14 protein-coding genes and 2 pseudogenes are annotated in these 16497 nt (G+C 57.1%); 5 read left to right on the top strand and 11 right to left on the bottom strand.

Features of this window, described 5'->3' with window-relative positions:
- Window positions 1–112 precede the first annotated feature (112 nt).
- Together ACSFE6_RS04290 and ACSFE6_RS04285 are read left to right on the top strand one after the other, a co-directional pair.
- On the top strand, window positions 113–1579 hold the full coding sequence (locus tag ACSFE6_RS04290; protein WP_435426419.1) for a hypothetical protein: 1467 nt from the start codon (window positions 113–115) through the stop codon (window positions 1577–1579).
- Window positions 1579–4008 (top strand): lytic transglycosylase domain-containing protein, encoded by a 2430-nt coding sequence (locus ACSFE6_RS04285; RefSeq protein WP_435426418.1) that lies wholly within the window; start codon window positions 1579–1581, stop codon window positions 4006–4008. The genes ACSFE6_RS04290 and ACSFE6_RS04285 overlap by 1 nt, the downstream gene beginning before the upstream one ends.
- A 4-nt stretch (window positions 4009–4012) precedes the next feature.
- Here ACSFE6_RS04285 and ACSFE6_RS04280 read toward each other — a convergent pair whose 3' ends face one another.
- A complete protein-coding gene (locus ACSFE6_RS04280) occupies window positions 4013–4174 on the bottom strand; it encodes a hypothetical protein (protein WP_155292754.1) in 162 nt (53 codons plus the stop codon).
- An 873-nt stretch (window positions 4175–5047) separates the two neighbouring features.
- Window positions 5048–6100: a hypothetical protein gene (locus ACSFE6_RS04275; RefSeq protein ID WP_435426417.1), complete on the bottom strand. Its 1053-nt coding sequence runs from the start codon at window positions 6098–6100 to the stop codon at window positions 5048–5050.
- 853 nt (window positions 6101–6953) lie between these two features.
- Here ACSFE6_RS04275 and ACSFE6_RS04270 point away from each other — a divergent pair.
- Together ACSFE6_RS04270 and ACSFE6_RS04265 are read left to right on the top strand one after the other, a co-directional pair.
- Entirely contained in the window at window positions 6954–7172 is a 219-nt protein-coding gene (locus tag ACSFE6_RS04270) for a hypothetical protein (RefSeq protein ID WP_435426416.1), read from the top strand.
- A 43-nt stretch (window positions 7173–7215) separates the two neighbouring features.
- Entirely contained in the window at window positions 7216–7455 is a 240-nt protein-coding gene (locus ACSFE6_RS04265; RefSeq protein WP_435426415.1) for a helix-turn-helix transcriptional regulator, read from the top strand.
- Between the two features lie 217 nt (window positions 7456–7672).
- Here ACSFE6_RS04265 and ACSFE6_RS04260 read toward each other — a convergent pair whose 3' ends face one another.
- Together ACSFE6_RS04260 and ACSFE6_RS04255 are read right to left on the bottom strand one after the other, a co-directional pair.
- Window positions 7673–8230: a hypothetical protein gene (locus ACSFE6_RS04260; RefSeq protein WP_435426414.1), complete on the bottom strand. Its 558-nt coding sequence runs from the start codon at window positions 8228–8230 to the stop codon at window positions 7673–7675.
- Window positions 8231–8821: 591 nt separating this feature from the next.
- Entirely contained in the window at window positions 8822–9931 is a 1110-nt protein-coding gene (locus ACSFE6_RS04255) for a DUF2817 domain-containing protein (RefSeq protein WP_435426413.1), read from the bottom strand.
- 167 nt (window positions 9932–10098) lie between these two features.
- On the opposite strand from ACSFE6_RS04255, the gene ggt reads away from it, so the two are divergent.
- Window positions 10099–11943 (top strand): gamma-glutamyltransferase, encoded by a 1845-nt coding sequence (ggt, locus tag ACSFE6_RS04250; protein WP_435426412.1) that lies wholly within the window; start codon window positions 10099–10101, stop codon window positions 11941–11943.
- A gap of 64 nt (window positions 11944–12007) precedes the next feature.
- On the opposite strand, the gene ACSFE6_RS04245 is transcribed toward ggt, so the two are convergent.
- The 7 genes and pseudogenes from ACSFE6_RS04245 to ACSFE6_RS04215 all read right to left on the bottom strand — a co-directional run.
- On the bottom strand, window positions 12008–12436 hold the full coding sequence (locus tag ACSFE6_RS04245; RefSeq protein WP_433737119.1) for a TOBE domain-containing protein: 429 nt from the start codon (window positions 12434–12436) through the stop codon (window positions 12008–12010).
- Between the two features lie 86 nt (window positions 12437–12522).
- Window positions 12523–13617 (bottom strand): D-alanine--D-alanine ligase, encoded by a 1095-nt coding sequence (gene ddlA / locus ACSFE6_RS04240; protein WP_435426411.1) that lies wholly within the window; start codon window positions 13615–13617, stop codon window positions 12523–12525.
- Between the two features lie 10 nt (window positions 13618–13627).
- A pseudogene (locus tag ACSFE6_RS04235) lies at window positions 13628–14267 on the bottom strand (LysE family translocator).
- A gap of 69 nt (window positions 14268–14336) precedes the next feature.
- Complete coding sequence (locus ACSFE6_RS04230) at window positions 14337–14549, bottom strand: helix-turn-helix domain-containing protein (protein ID WP_435426410.1); 213 nt, start codon at window positions 14547–14549, stop codon at window positions 14337–14339.
- A 7-nt stretch (window positions 14550–14556) separates the two neighbouring features.
- On the bottom strand, window positions 14557–15117 hold the full coding sequence (locus ACSFE6_RS04225; protein WP_435426409.1) for a DUF2975 domain-containing protein: 561 nt from the start codon (window positions 15115–15117) through the stop codon (window positions 14557–14559).
- Window positions 15118–15264: 147 nt separating this feature from the next.
- Complete coding sequence (locus ACSFE6_RS04220) at window positions 15265–15864, bottom strand: flavin reductase family protein (protein ID WP_435426408.1); 600 nt, start codon at window positions 15862–15864, stop codon at window positions 15265–15267.
- A gap of 168 nt (window positions 15865–16032) precedes the next feature.
- Window positions 16033–16470, bottom strand: a pseudogene (locus ACSFE6_RS04215) (methyl-accepting chemotaxis protein); the annotation flags it as partial.
- Between the last annotated feature and the right edge of the window lie 27 nt (window positions 16471–16497).

The following is a 16497-nucleotide window of genomic DNA, read 5'->3' as shown; positions in this document are numbered from 1 at the left end:
TATGGAGGTCTTGGTCGCATGACCCTTCCTCAACTTACCCAAGGCCCTCAAGCCTCCCCTCTTCCGCGCCGTCAGCAAATGTCGGCCCAGCATCGCAACACGTGGAGCTGATATGGACGGACTTCTCGATTTCGTGAAAACGCCGGAGGGCCAAGGGCTTCTTTCGGCTGCGTTTGGCGGCCTCGCAGGCGCTCGCCGCGGCGCTCCTGTGAACACCTTGGGCATTGCCGGCCTCGCCGGGATCAATGGCTATAGCGGTGCGTTGCAGCGTGATTCGACCGCCCAATATCGCAACATGCAGGCCCAGCAGATCCAGGCCAATCTTGCGCAGAAACAACGACAGAATGACTGGCTGCAACAGCACATGCCTGGGAGTTCTCCTCCAGCACCCTCCAGCAACACCCAGCCTACAGTTGGCCCCGATGGCGTCCAGACCTTCCCTCAGCCTGACCGTCAATCGCCAATCCAGATTGGCGGTGCTGATGGGAGTCAAATGCCTGGCTCCTCTACGATGCCGAACGCTGCACCTGGAGCAATGCCGCAAGGTCGGCAAGCCCCCGGCGCATTCCCTCTCACCCTGAATGACATCACGACCTATCAGATGCTTGGCCTGGACGGTGGCGGCACCTTGCTGGATCTCTACAAGCAGGCCAACAACCCGCAAGAACGCAAAGGCGGCAACTACTACGTCGACCCGCGCACCGGCACACAGATCTACATGCCGAAGATGGCTGAAGGCGTAATGATTAATGACCAGGGTCAGGCGGTACCCGTCCCCGGCGCCGCGCAAGCCAATGCTGGCTACAAGGGCGCGGAAGCTGGCTCAGTGGCTAGCGCACAATTCCCGTACAACGTGGCACAAAAGCAGGCTGAGCAACGTGGTGCTGCTGGCTATGACCCCGTCAAGGTTGTCGGCCCCGACGGGAACGAATACTGGTCAAACCGCCTCTCCGTATCTGGCGGTGCAGCTGGCTCGGGCGGTCAAGGTAATGGGCAAGGTCCATTTGTGGCTGGGCGTAATCCAGTGGCCCAAGAGGCCACCAAAGGGCTGAACAACGACTTCATTTCTAACTCATACCGAACAGCTCTCGACGCAGGAAAAGCTGCTCAGGATATGAACGGAAATATCACCGCCATGAGGACTATTCCGATTGAAACCGGCTGGGGGTCTGATGCGAAAGCGGCGGCCGCTAACGTACTGACTAGCCTTGGGGTTGCGCCAAAAAATGCTGAGCTGTTTGGTGCGAACGCTCAAAAATACAGATCAGTTGCGATGGCACAGATCAACAAGCAGTTGCAGGATAACAAAGGCACTCAAACGGAAGGTGATGCAGCCAGGGCGCTGCAAACATTCGCCTCTCTGGAAAAAACGCCGATGGCCAACGCATACATCCTCGATTTGGCGCAGGCGAAGAACAACGCAGCCATCAGAAAGGCCGACTATTACGAAAAGGCAGTGAAAATTGCCCAAGAGCGTGGACTGCCGCTCTCCGAAGTCGACGCACAGTATCGCAAGGTACAGCAATCAATTTGGACAGACCCTGTCATGTCCCGCTGGCTGCCTCAAGGTAAACAGTGATGAGCGGCCTCTTCGCGCAGCTAGAGCAGAAAAACGGCCTGCCGTCCGGCTTGCTTGATGCCGTGTGGTCGGCCGAATCCAGTCGCGGCGAGAACATGCAGTCCCCGAAAGGTGCCCAGGGCCATTTCCAGTTCATGCCGGCAACAGCCCAGCAGTATGGCCTGACCGATCCGAACAACCTCCAGCAGTCGGCGGCCGCAGCTGCCCGCATGCTCTCCGACATGATGCAGCAGACCGGGAGCGTCCCTGGCGCACTGGCTGCCTATAACTGGGGGATTGGCAACGTTCAGCGCAAGGGAATGGACGCGGCCCCGTCCGAGACTCGCAACTACATCCAGAAGGTGACCTCGAACATGTCTCAGCAATCAGACCCATTTGCCGAGCTGAATCGTGAATTCAGCCAGGCCGCCCCTTCCCAGCAGCACGACGACCCGTTTGCCGAACTGAACAAAGAATTTATGACACCCGCGGTGACGACGGCACAACCTGCAGCTACCAGCCAATCCGTTCAGGCCGCTCCTACAGGTGTCCCTCAGCCCCCCAGCGCTTCACCAGATCGCCTCGCTGGCCGAAACTGGCTGGAGAAGGGAACGCTCGGCGCCGGCAAGGCGGTTGCCGACCTGATGGAGGGCGTCGGCCTTGGTGGTGTGCTCTGGCCGCGTGGTTGGCAGCGCGCGCCGGGGGCGGATGACGACCTGATGTCTGACCCGGCAGGCCTCGGTGGCAATATCGGCGGTCAGATTGGTCTTGCATACCTGGGTGGTCGAGGACTGCAGGCAGGCGGCAAAGCTATCCAAGCGGCGAGCGCAGCCCGCGCCATGCCAGCGGTAAAGACCGTTGGTGGTCTAGTTGAGGGGGCTGGCAATGCCTTGATCAATCCTGGGAGCTATAAGCAAGCAGCAGGCGGTGGGGCAGCCTTTGGCGTACTTTCTCAGCCTGGTGATGCTGCTACCCGCGCCACCAACGCAGTAACTGGGGCGGTAGGTGGGACCTTAGGTATGGCGGTTGGTCGTGGCATCGGCAAAGTAGCTGGTGGCGTTAAATCGATGATCACGCCTGTAGCGCCCGTTGAAACGCAGATTGCGACGAAGCTTGCGCAAAATGGCATCGATTTCAGTTCTCTGCCAAAGGCCACCAAGGATCAGATGATTGCCATCGCCAAGCGCAATATGGACGATATCGGGCTGGTTGATACTGATCAGCTCGCACGGATGGCGGACTTCAACAAGCTAGAAATTACCCCTATGCGTGGCTGGGTGACGCGTGATCCTAAAGACTGGTGGAAGGAAAACAACCTGAATACCGTCGACAGCCAGGTCTCTGCACGCTTCAAGGATGCAAATACCTCGTTGCTGCAACACGTCTCCAAAGGAGTCGGGGATGCAACTGACTATGAGCGCGGCCGGGTGCTGCAAAATACGGTGACTGGCTATGATGATGTGCTCAAGAACAAGGCTGACAATCTATACCAGGCCGCACGAAACAAAGCAGGCCGCGACATACCCCTCGATGCATCTCGATTCGTAAACAATGCCTCGGTAGATCTTGATCAACAGATGCTTGGCTCAAAGCTGCCAGCCGATACACTGACTTGGTTCCAGAAAGCAACCGGAGGCCAGGAGCCGTTCGATATGGGTACGGCCCTGCAGCGCCTCCAGGCATTGAATGGGCGCATCTACGGCACGAACGATCCGGCTGAAGCCAAGGCGTTAGGGATCGTCAAGAAGCACTTAGTCAACGAAATCGAAGGCCACGGTGCGTCACCAACAGGCGCTCAGGCTGACCTGTCGAATGCATTCAAGGAAGCCAGGGGCGCCGCAGCTGACCGTTTCCGTTTTCAAGAGGCGAGCCCGCTGATCGAGAAAATCATCAAGGGCAATTACGCGCCCGAGGATTTGCCTGCTCTTGTTGGGAAAATGAAGGTCGATCAGCTCAAAAACCTTTCCTTGCTTGAACAGCAGCGCGGCGTGCCGATTATGAGCTCATTGCAGGATGCCGCTCGTGTCTACATACGCGACGCCTCGACGCTTCAGAGCGAAACCGGAGGTGCCTTCTCCGTCAATGGCATGCGTAAAGCGCTGGATAAGATCGGCCCTGAAAAAGGCCAAGCATTGTTTGGAAAGGATGGTTGGGAAGACTACCAGGCCGCGCTCCGGGCTGCCGGAAATATCCATAACGCGCCGCTGAAGCCAGTAGGTTCAAGCACATTCCCCAACTACCTGCGCATGCCGCTGGGCGTTCTGAAAAAACTTCCGGTGCTCCCTGGTTTGTTGGATGTAGTCGCGTCAGGGGCCGGGAAGGTGAAACAAATGGCAGACGCCAATGCAGCCTTGAATCCATCGATGAAAATTAACGTTCCGCGCCGACCACAGCAAAGCCTGCTGCCACTGCTCACTGCGCCAGGCTTGCTGGGAATCACGGAACAGTAGTCGCTCAGTCTTCATCGGGGTTGATCAGGACGATTTTCCTGATCCTGCTGCCTTTCGGGAGGTGCTTTTTGGCCAGATAAGTCAGCAGGTCCTCTAGCTTCACCAGCAGTTGAACGCCGATGAATACGGCTGAAAGTTGGAGTGCATGCAGCAGATGCTGGCTCAAACGAACCTCCTAGGCATAACGCCCTCACTCAACCAAGCCCGCTGACGTGGGCCTTTTTACTGAGATGACCAAAACGTCGATCCATGTTTCGACCACGGCAGTCCACCGCGGCTGGCACCACCTGCCCGACCGGCACCCTATTCGTCAGTTAGTCTAGCCGTTCAGCGGCACAAGGAAGGTCAATAAGATTGACCGTTAATCGGACTAGTCGCGCTTCGGTAACCAGTACAAGTAACCACCTCGCTGGTTACCACCCGACAACCGGTATCCACTCTGGTATCCACGGTTTCAGGTCATTCCGGGGTGGATACCAGAGATGGTGACCAAGCGCCGTGACCACCATCAGTGACCACTTTCGACTGGTCACCAAACAGCTAGTTTCCACCCTGGTTGCCACGGTTGGTTGCCATTCTTGGGTGGTAACCAAGGCATGGTTATGGAGGCTATGGTTACAGGCAAGGTTTCAGCCGAAGTGATGGGTTTTTGGGGCCCATAAAAAAGAACTCGGTGACCGGCGCAATAGCCGCGCTCAGGCCGATGACTGTACCAAGTCAGGCTGTTACAGAGACTGTTACAGCAAAACGTGCCTGTTTCACGCAGTGCTTCACGCACCCTGAGTGCGTGAAACCCCTGAAAGTACGCAGGCAGGTACGCACCATTGGTACGCGTTTGGGGTTCGTAAATAAGTACAAGTTCGCGCTCGAAGTTCGCACTTCTGGTTCGCACCCGCTAATGCGAACCATGCTGACAGTTACCAGCGCGGTTAACACGAAAAGTTACCAGAACGGCCGGTTGCCAGGCGTCAGGTTGCCACCATAGTTTCCACAGAAAGTTGCCATTCAGAACTGGCAACCAGACGACATGACCGCCGATTTACTCGGGAGGTTTCGGCGGCGCTACCCATGACATCAGAGCCTCAACGCTGCCAGTGCTCACGAGCAATTCTTTCGCCTCGTGCACCTTTTCTAAGAGTTCAGCGCGAGCGTCGTCATTCATATTCACAGAATGGGTGGCGATATCGTCAAAAAAATCCTGCAGTTTTCTATCAGAACTCCACTTGTCGATGATCTTCAGTAGATTGCGTAGTGATTCTTCCCGGGCTTGGATGATCAGAGAGCGCTCGTAGCGCGCTGTCGCTATTGCGCGCTCTGCATCCCACCTCTTTCTCTCCTCTGCCGCCTGCCGGTCAGCCTCAGCAATCTGAGGCCCTAAGATTTTCGCCCTTTCCACCAAAGCCAATACGATGCCGTCGAGTTGTTTCGTAAGACTAACTTTGTCCTCAGTCCAGGTATGAGCCCAGTCCACCCGTCCATAGGGGCTATAAGCCCTAAGGCACAGTCGTTTGGAAGCAACACGCTGAACACTCCGCGGGTAAAACGTCTTCGTCTTTCGGTTCCACAGCCCAGGCTTGAGCGCTTTAGCCTCCTTGACGGGCAAATACTGGCCATCGAGGTAGACCATCTCTTTTTCCACCGTCGCCTCGTAGACAGTCAGCCCTATCCCTACATCGTCGATGAATACGATTGTTGGTCGAGCTGGCGCCCAGATGTTTGTCTCGAAAACCGATCGTTTCAGCCGCCCGTCCTCATCTCCAAGCGCCTTACGTGTAAAGCCGCTTTCGCCGCATGCGATTGAGATTCGAAAGTTCGCTTCACGGAAACAGTTCGCAAGCTTCAGCAGAACTGACGCAGCCCTCTGAAGCGTGGGCTCAGTGACTACAAGGTCGGGGAGGTTACGTTTCGCGGATTTGAGGTAGCCGTCGCCAGCGACTCTGCCGCTCGTGAATGAATCCAGTGAGCCCATCACCATCGTACGCCTGGCAGCAGCGTTTTTCGGAGCGACTTCAACCAGTTCAGTTCCCGTTTTACGCGGCAACTGGTCACCCTTCCTCCACTCTGTAGGATCACCTGGTTTGGACTTGGGCAAGGGTGGAGTCTTTAGTCTCTGTCCTGATTGCGTCCTTGCCCAATAGCCTCGTGGTGGACAAGGTACGTTCAGGCGAGCACAAACCCGCTTCAGGAACACCGCGGAAACTCCGTACTTGGGAGCGAGGGAGACCATAGGGGTGGTCCAAACCTCGGAGTACAGGGTATCTCTGTGGACGCGATCTTGATCCATCTCCATCTGCCTCTGAATTTCGCCCAGAAGGGGGATCACGCTGACAGTTTTCCCTTGGGTGGTCAAAACGGCATCCACGAAGAAAACCGGTGTAGTCCTTCCATCGCCTCGGCCGACACCTGCATCGAGGCTGCGCTAAGGTTTCAAAGCCGCGACCTCGTGTCCGGCCGGCCAGCTTGGAATCCATTAACCATGGCCGCTCGCTGCGCCAGGCTGACCGTTACCCTCATCGAGTGTAGAAACCTACACTCTGTGTAGATCTCAACACGCTGGCGCCGGCGCTCATTCGTGAAAACAATCCCCAAAGATGAACCGAGTCAATTGCCGACGACTCCCCCGGAAACAAGGTGGTGGGAACGCCACTGTGTGGCATTAGGACCACACTCGCAATCATGTGAAATCGGTCAACCAGGCTCCCTTTGGATTGACTCCTACGCCGGCTATACACAACCCCCCGGGCATCGCTTAAACAATGGCTATACACAACCCCCCAAGCATCGATGATTTTCTCGGGCTCAGAATGGCCGCCGAGCAGTGAGCAGTGAGCAGTGAGCAGTGAGCAGTGAGCAGTGAGCAGTGAGCAGCTTGTGTCAAGCGCTGAGTGTCAATGCTAATGAACCAACGCTGCTACGCTTTCATTTTCTCGAATGGAGTCGAAGCGATGCCTTCCCCTGAATACTCCCTCCCGGATGTCCTTGAACGCATGTATCAAAACCAGCTCGCTTTGGAGGCCGCATTGATGGAGCTGACGTTGTTGGCCGAAAGCCAGGGACATGCCGAAGCTGGCGACAACATTCGGACTGCCCTAGACGTGATCGGCGAAAACGCCGGGCATATCAATCAGGGGTTGGCCAGACTGAAGGCTCAAGGCGCGGCATAAACCAAAGTCAGAATCAGGGATCGCTTAGGGATGAGGGCAAGATATGACTGAGAGCATTGATCGTTTCCTGCGCCTCGACGAGGTGCTGCACATCACCGGTCTGGGCCGAAATACGGTTTATCGGCGGATCAGGGAGGGTACGTTCCCAAAACAGGTCAGGATAGGCCCCAACTCGGTGGCCTGGCGCCAGTCTGCAATCGCGCAATGGATGCTTGATGTCACCCTGGAGGATGAACACCACACGGAACACTCACCGCTCAATCCAACGAAAATTTCCAGATGACCATAAAAAAGCCCCGCATAGCGGGGCTTCTTGTTGATGAGCGCTCAAGCTCGCACTTCAGGGACCGGTTTACCCTGTCGCTTGCATTCCGCTCGCAGCTGCTCATCGGCTCGGATGTACTCGACAAGACGATTTGTCAGTTCGCTGCTTGGCTGCGATCGCTTGATCTTACTCAGATCGAGATTGCTGAGAGCTACGGTCGACATACAATTTCCCTTTAGAAGGTCAGGACACAGTCACGGTTTTGGTAATACGCACGTTTCAAGTGCACGAGGTGGTGCCAATAATCAGCGCCGTCGTGCTTCAGGCTCTCCTCCACTTCAGGTGTGTACCCTAGAGCCTGAAGAAGTTCCTCAAATAACTCATCAAACATCTGCTCGCTCATCAGCATGATGGCCTTGAGCGGATGTCCTTCCTCCAGCTCATCCCGAAACAGAAAATGAGAAGGGGATGCCAAATTCATCTGTCTCGGTCTGTGGTACATGACGACAGATGGCTGATCTGGATGGAGCGCTTTGACATTGTCTTGAGTTCTGATAGCAAACCAGATCCAGATGAACGCCGCGGCGCTCATGATGTGACGATCTATCAGAATCTCTACATTAGCCTTCGTTCCACGAATTGCAAGGACCAATGCGCATGCTGCCGGGACCTCACCACCCATGTTGGACTTTAGATGAACTCTGATCAGGTCGCCCTCGTCGGCACGCTTAATCGCATCAACAATTGGAGCGACCGTAGCCTGCGAGATCTCCTTGGACAGCTCAAAATCCATACGAACCACTTAACCAAAGCCTGCACGATAATTCGCGCCTGGGCGAAAAAGTCGTCGGATTCTATAGATCAAAGGCAAACGAGGAAAGTGAAAGCGCATCGTTATGCCATCATATTTCGTATCGGCCGACGAAATGCTTCCTTTAGTAGTCCCGCGCCGCTGATGAGCAAATCCCCAAAACTCGTAGGTCCAAAGCTGCTGGTTTGATGCCGTTCGTCGGAGTGGCCCTGCTTGCCAAATGATCAATTACGGACACTTTCTGGAGAAAAGAAAAACGGCCAAAATCCACCTAGCAGCAAGCGCCATGTATCCCCATTTGTATCCCCCGCACAAACGACAATAAAGATATCCAGCAAACACAGGCACTTGCCCACTCAGTTCAAGTGTCTGTGTACCACCAAGTACTAAAAACGGCTTACCGAAAGGTAGGCCGTTTTTTTATGCCTCAAGAAAATGGCCGCTCATTGGCGTATGAACATTGTAGGAGCGAGCATGCTCGCGATGGACTCAAGAGCACCGCGTTCAACCAGCAAACACGCGTAATCGTTGACGACCATCGCGAGCATGCTCGCTCCTACAAAAAGCCATGCCTCAGATACGAATCGCCGGCAGAGCCGCCAGTGCCCGCTCCCATATCTGCCAGGTCCGCAACCAGACCATGGCCTGCCAATCGCTATCCGTCGGATAGAACTGCTCAAGCAGATTCAGCTTTATCTCATGCCCTACCCCATCACTCGGATTGCCATGCAGGTGCAGCCAGTGATCATCGCGCAGGTAACGATGCACCTGCGGCCCCGGATACGTTCCGCACTCGATGACAAACGGCATCAACCGCACCTGCGGCAGTGCATTGAGCAACGCCTGCGAGGTGTAGCCGGTCGCCGTGGCTGCCACGCCGGTTTCGCTCAGCGTGTCGGCACCGGTATGCAAGGTGTAGAGCCACGGACCAAAAACCGCCTGGGCATCGGCCAGCGCCGGATAGGCTGATTCAGTGATCGTCAACAACATCGGATGGCCGTATTCGCCGGCGCCGGTGTGCAAGTCAAAGCACATGGCGACTTCGGCATGAGATACATGTTTGTGAACGATCTGCTGCAAGGTGCGATTCGACCAGCTCGGTGCCAGCCCGCCATAAAACAATCCGTCGGGATGTCGATGCTGGCCGCCTTCGACAATCGACATCACCGCCGGCCAGCCGTGACTGCGGATTTGTTCATCGAGTAGCGCATCGGCGCGATCACGCTCGGGGCCGTGCAGCTGCGGGCACGCATAAATTTCATGCAGTGCGTCATAGGCACGGTTATCCGGCAAAGGACCGTCGAAATTCAGGTGGTTCCGGTTCAGATCGATATTGTCTTCATTGACCCGGCGCAACCACGCCATACCCCACGGATTGATCGAATGGATCATCACCACGGCGACATCGGTCGGCAATGAGCGCTTGCCCAGCTCCTGCAGCCATTTGACCTGACAGCCCGAGCCATAAAAGCCTTCGACGCCATGGGTGCCACTGAGCGCAATCAGCAGGCGCTTGGCGCCAGGGTCACCCAGTACCGCCACGTCAGTGCTCAATTGTTCACCGAACGGCCCTGGGAGCGGGTGCGGATACTCGGTCAGCGTCGCCCCGGCCGCTCTGGCCGCCGCAAGGAATTGTTCACGCTGTGAGCGGTAGCTTGGCTGGGTCGGAAACTCGTTGTGCATAGTTGCCTCTTGTTGATTGTTCTGGCCTGGCTATTGGAAATGACCCTACAGAAATTCCATCCATTGATGAAGGACAAAAGCGACTTTGTCGCGGCCCCCGGTTTGCACCATCGGGTGGTGCCCGATAAAGTCCGTTGACCCCTTTTCCAACGGACGGAGTGCCCAACGTGTTTTCAGCCTTCCGCTTGAGCCGCTTTCGCCTGTCAGCGCTGTCGCTGATTGCCACCGCCTTAACGCTGGCCGCCTGCAACGCTCCGCCCTCCTCCCCTTCGGTTTCGACGTTGCCGCTTGCACCGGAAAACGCTTCCGGTTTTCGCACCGACCTGCAAACCCGATACGCCAATAAACATATGGCGGCAGCTGCTAACCCGCTGGCAGCCGAGGCCGGACGCGAAATGCTTCGTCGTGGCGGTTCCGCCATCGATGCGGCGATTGCGATGCAGGCCGTATTGACGCTAGTCGAGCCGCAATCGTCAGGCATCGGTGGTGGCGCGTTGATCGTGCTCTGGGATGGCAAAGCCGTGCGCACTTACGATGGCCGTGAAACGGCACCGGCCGGCGCCACCGAGAAATTATTCCTGCAGGCCGACGGGCAACCGATGCCTTTCACCCAGGCGCAGATTGGCGGGCGCTCGGTGGGCACACCTGGCGTCTTGCGCGCTCTCGAACTGGCCCATCAAAAACACGGGCGTTTGCCCTGGGCACAGCTGTTTGAACCGGCCATCGAGCTTGCAGAGCAAGGCTTTGCCATCTCGCCGCGCCTGCATCTGCTGATCGCCTCGGATTCACAGTTACGCAACTCACCCGACATGGCGGCGTATTTTCTGAATGCTGATGGCAGCCCGAAAGCCATCGGTACACGCCTGAAAAATCCGGCATTGGCCACGGTGTTTCAGCGCATCGCCAAAGAAGGGCCGGATGCCCTGTACAAAGGCGCCATCGCCCAGGAAATCGTGACCAAGGTTCAGGGCCACGCCAACCCGGGCAGCCTGTCGCTGAACGATCTCAAGGACTACCGCGCCAAGGAGCGCGAGCCCCTGTGCACCGACTACAAACGCTGGCAGGTCTGCGGCATGCCGCCACCGTCATCGGGCGGGATTGCCGTGGCGCAGATCCTCGGCACGCTGCAAGCCCTTGAGACCCGCGATAAGCGCTTTTCACTGGCGTCGATGACACCGGTCAAGACCAGCGCCCCCGCGGGCCTCGAGCCGCCCCCTGACGCCGTACATCTGATATCGGAAGCCGAGCGTCTGGCCTATGCCGATCGTGCCCAGTACGTAGCCGACACTGACTTTACGCCGGTGCCCGTTAAAGGATTGGTGGACCCAGCCTACCTGACCAGCCGCGCCGCGCTGATCGGCGAGCGCAGCATGGGAACGGCCAAACCGGGGACGCCACCGGGCATTCAGGTTGCTTATGCCATGGACCGTTCGCCACTGCGCATTTCCACCTCGCAAGTGGTGGCCGTCGATGACCGCGGTGGCGCCGTTTCCATGACCACTACCATCGAGTCGGCCTTCGGCTCGCACCTGATGGTTCAGGGCTTCCTGCTCAATAACGAGATGACCGACTTCTCGTTCATTCCTGAGGAGAACGGGCAAAAAGTGGCAAACCGCGTCGAACCGGGCAAGCGTCCACGCTCATCCATGGCCCCAACGCTGATCTTCGACCGCCACAGCGGTGAATTCCTCGCCAGCGTCGGCTCACCCGGCGGCTCGCAAATCATCGAATACGTCGCCAAAACCACTGTCGGCTTGCTCGACTGGAATCTCGATGCACAAGCGGCCATCAGCCTGCCCAACTTCGGCAGCCGCAACGGCCCGACCGAACTGGAGCGCGGCCAGTTCAGCCCGGCACTGATTCAGGCGTTGAAGGACAAGGGGCACAACGTGAGCGAAATCGACATGACCAGCGGGACCCAGGCGATTGTTCGGGTCAAGGATGCACAGGGCAAAGCATCACTGGCGGGAGGCGCCGACCCTCGGCGGGAAGGTGAAGCGTTGGGGGATTGAGTCGCAAGCGGGTACAAGAAAGGGCTTACCGATCGGTAAGCCCTTTCTCATGGAGAATCTGAACTCAGGCTGGCACACCCAGAATGATGTGCGAAGCCTTGATCACTGCCGTCGCGCTCACGCCCGGTGCCAGGCCCAGTTCTGCCACGGCCTCGCGGGTGACGATCGAGTAGACCTCGGTGCCACCGTCGAGCTTGATCACCACCTCCGCGTTCACCGCGCCATCGCTGACCTTGGTGACCTTGCCTTCCAGGCAATTACGCGCCGACAGGCGAATGTCGCTGGAGTCGGTCATCAGCATGACCCACGGTGCCTTGACCAACGCAACCGCTTCCTTGCCAACCGCCAAGCCGAGGTTCTTCACGCTTTCCATCGTGACCACGGCCACCAGTTCGTTGCCACCGGGCAACTTCAGGGAGATTTCGGCGTTGACGGCACCGGACTGCACCTGGCTGATGGTGCCTTTAAATACATTACGGGCGCTGACCTTCATGATTTTGTAGCCTCTGATGGTTATTTTTGTATACAAAATACCGCATCATCTTGTTTTAACACGCATGACGCAATGTCGCACCTCGCTTAACGACTGATTTTCAGCTTCCGTCGAGCCTGGTGTTTTTCCAGCGCCAGGTCGATCAGTCGTGTGACCAGTTCACTGTAGGTCATTCCAGTGGCTTGCCACAGTTTCGGGTACATGCTGATGCGGGTGAATCCCGGCAACGAGTTGATTTCGTTGATCAGCACTTCACCGCTATCGGTCAGAAACACATCGACCCGTGCCAGCCCGGAACATCCCAGCACCTGAAACGCCTCGACAGCCATGGCGCGAATGCGTTCGCTGGCCTCTACGCCGATTTTGGCTGGCACCACCACTTCAGCGGCCTTGTCGTCGATGTATTTGCTGTCATAGGAATAAAACCCGCTGTGTACCACGATCTCGCCACAACCGCTGGCGATGGCGTCTTCGTTGCCAAGCACCGCGCATTCGATCTCTCGACCGCTGACAGCAGACTCGACCAATACCTTTTCATCGAATCCCAACGCCAGCTCGACTGCCGCCGCATATTCGGTTTCGTTGGTAACCTTACTCACCCCGACGGAAGAACCCTGGTTCGCCGGTTTGACAAACAGCGGCAATCCCAACTTACCCACAACCTCGGCGAATGGATTGCGAGCCGCAGTAGTGCGGGTCAGGGTCACGAACGGCGTGACCGCAAGCCCGGCGTCCCGCAGCAGGCGCTTGCTGACGTCCTTGTCCATGCACACCGCCGACCCCAGCACATCGGAGCCGACAAACGGCAAGTCGGCCATGCGCAGCAGGCCTTGCAGACAACCGTCTTCACCGAGGGTGCCGTGAACGATCGGGAAAATGACATCAACGTGCCCCAGCATCTCCTGGCTGGCCGTTTCCACCAGTTGCTGGCTCGCCTTGCCCGGAACCACCGCCAATTCGCGGTTGGATTGATTGAGGGCAATCAGAGCCGGGTTTTCCTGATTCAGCAGGAAGTTCGAGGGGTCGTTGAGGTGCCAGTGACCCTGTTTGTCGATCCCGATCAGCACAGGCTCGAAACGCGAACGGTCCAATGCATCGACGATGTTTTTAGCCGACTGTAGCGACACTTCATGTTCCGCAGAGCGCCCCCCGAAGATAATGCCTACACGCAGTTTACTCATTCAAATCACCTCAACGATTGGCCACCAGATGCGCGCCGAACAGCAGGTAACAACTGCCTGCGAAGCGATCCAGCCATTTTCGGGAACGGTCATATCCGCGCATCATGCGACGGCTTGAAAACAGCAGTGCCACGCTGCAGTACCAGCAGAAAGACAAGGTCGCCATGGTCAGTACCGCCAGCAACAGCAACATCGGCGGCATGGAAGCAGGCATCGCGGTGGCAAAAATGGTCGCAACGAATAAAAGCCGATTTTGGGTTGGTCATGTTGCCCAGAAAACCCTGCCCATACACCGATAGCAAGGTGCGTTGCGAATTGCCATTTGAGCGATCACCCGCAGTCATCGCGGGCTTGCGCTTGAACTGCTTCAAGCCCAGATAAATCAGGTAACAACCACCGGCGATCTTGAAACCCAGATATAGCGCCGGTGCTGCGCTGAACAATGACTTGATGCCCATGCCACCTGCCAGCCCCCAAAGCACGGTGCCCGTCGCCACGCCCAGTGCGGCGACGACACCGTGATGCTTGGACTGACTCACGGCCAATTGAGCGATATTGAAAAAATTGGGTCCCGGCGTCACCACCGCGACCGCCCACAGCAACGACAGCGACAATAACGGAGCGGCGTAGCTCAAATTCGATTGATCCATTTCATTGATCACTGTGTGGTAGATGTGTCGGAAGCAGTGCCAGGTCAATCCCGAGCGCAACCTCTGCGTTTACTCGTCGTCAGGCAAGTGAATCAACAGGTCGCCGGGCTGGCAGTTCAGGTGTTTGCAAATCGCATCCAGGGTCCCCAGCCTCAATCCCTTGACCTTGCCCTGCTTCAACAGCGACAGATTCGCCTCAGTAATACCGATAGCGGCAGCAAGGTCCTTGGATTTGACTTTGCGCATTGCGAGCATCACATCCAGCTGAATGACAATTGACATAGAAATCTCAAACGAAGGAACGGTATTCGGAGTCCACTTCACTGGCCTGCCTGAGAATACGCGCGATGATTGATATACATGCAGCCAGAAACAAAGCCACGAAAGTAGAGGCCGTGAGGCTGATTGTTATCAGACGCTCACCAACAGGAGCGTTCATCGTGACCCACAGACTGAGCAGCGGCTCGCACAGAAAATCCAGCACCACCCAAAGCGCTACGGCCCTTCCAACCAAACCCAAGTGAGCAGCGGCTGCACTGGAAAAATAGTCACCACGCGAATAGCTTTGGAACAAGCGACGCAAGTGCGCCAACCCGTACGCCAGCGCCAACAACGGTACGCTCGACAATAATATGCAACCCAATCGCTGCCACCATGGGAACAACATAGCCTGGTCGGTGATATGTGAGAGTTGGCGATCGGTCAACGCAAAACCAAGCCCCCATCCGTCCTTCTCCGCCAGAAATGGAAAGAGCCACAGCACACTGTTGAGTACCAGCATTGCAACTATAAGAACAAATGTCACTGCAGCCATGCGTTGACTCAATTGAGCAAGACGATTGGAAGACATGCCCCACCTCACAAGAATGAAAGTGAGCAGAACTTAGACCTATAATTATCGCAAAACAATAATTTATTGCCGTAATACACACATAGAAACGTATCTATGTGCACTGCCTGCGACGCGGCACCGGACTCGGCTACGGAACCGTCTTGCTTATGGCAACAGGGTTTTGCCGTCCACCGGCTCTCCAATGGTCAAAAAGTGCCCGCCCGCAACATGATGCAAGGTGCGCAGCGCGTCATGGCCCTCGAAGTGCCAGCGTCCGTCGCTGAACACGCGCTCATCGGCCTGGGCGGCAATCACTTCGGCAACGAACAGGTCATATTGCTGATGGTTACCGGGCTCGGGCAGCAGTTTGCATTCGAGCCAGGCGACGCAGCCGTCGAGCATCGGCGCTTCGATCAACTCGGCCTGGAAGGTGGGCAATCCGTAGATCTGGAACTTGTCGCGCCCGTGTTCACGGGTCAGCTCCAGACCGGAGGTCGAGCCGACGGTTTGCGCGATATCGGCTTGGGCCGCGCAGGGGACGTTGAGTACGAAGGTGCCCGAAGCTTCCAGCAGCTGGCGGGTCCAGGTGGACTTATCCAGCACCACGGCGATTTTTGGCGGTTCGAAATCCAGCGGCATGGCCCAGGCCGCCGCCATGATATTGCGCTCGCCACCGTGGGCGGCGCTGACCAGCACGGTCGGCCCGTGATTGAGCAATCGATAGGCCTTGGGCAAAGGGACCGGGCGGCGGTGAGAGGCGCTCATAAATGTCTGCTCCTTGGGAAAGGAGCCGATTGTAGCGGGATAAGCCCCCCCAAAAACCTGTAGGAGCGAGCTTGCTCGCGAAGAACGTCAGGACAACGCGGGCATTCAGACAGCACGCGTTATCGTTGGCCTCCATCGCGAGCAGGCTCGCTCCTACAAGGTGACGCCTCAATTTGATAACTGGTTGGCGAATTGCCCCACGGCGTTCACTACCTTTTGCGCGCCGTCCTGGATCTCGACGATCACCGTGCCCGCTTCTGCCGCCAGCGCCAGCCCCTGCTCCGCCTGAAGCTTGCCGTCGGTCATCAGGGCCACGGCGTTGCGGGCCATGTCCTGGTTCTGCCGCACCACCAACACGATCTCATCGGTGGCCTGGCTGGTGCGCGAGGCCAATTGCCGAACCTCGTCCGCCACCACGGCAAAACCTCGACCCTGCTCACCGGCGCGGGCGGCTTCGATAGCCGCGTTGAGCGCCAGCAGGTTGGTCTGCTCGGCAATACCGCTAATGGTTTTGACGATGGTGCCAATCACCAGCGACTGCTCGTTCAAGGCCTCGATGCCATCGCCCGCGGTTTGCATGTGCTTGGCCAGGTCACGCATCACGTTGACCGCCTGCGTCACCACAGCGTTACC

Source organism: Pseudomonas baetica (genome assembly GCF_051216495.1).
GTDB lineage: Bacteria > Pseudomonadota > Gammaproteobacteria > Pseudomonadales > Pseudomonadaceae > Aquipseudomonas > Aquipseudomonas baetica_B.
Note: the sequence above shows the minus strand (reverse complement) of the source record. Positions and strands in the feature narration are given on the sequence as shown.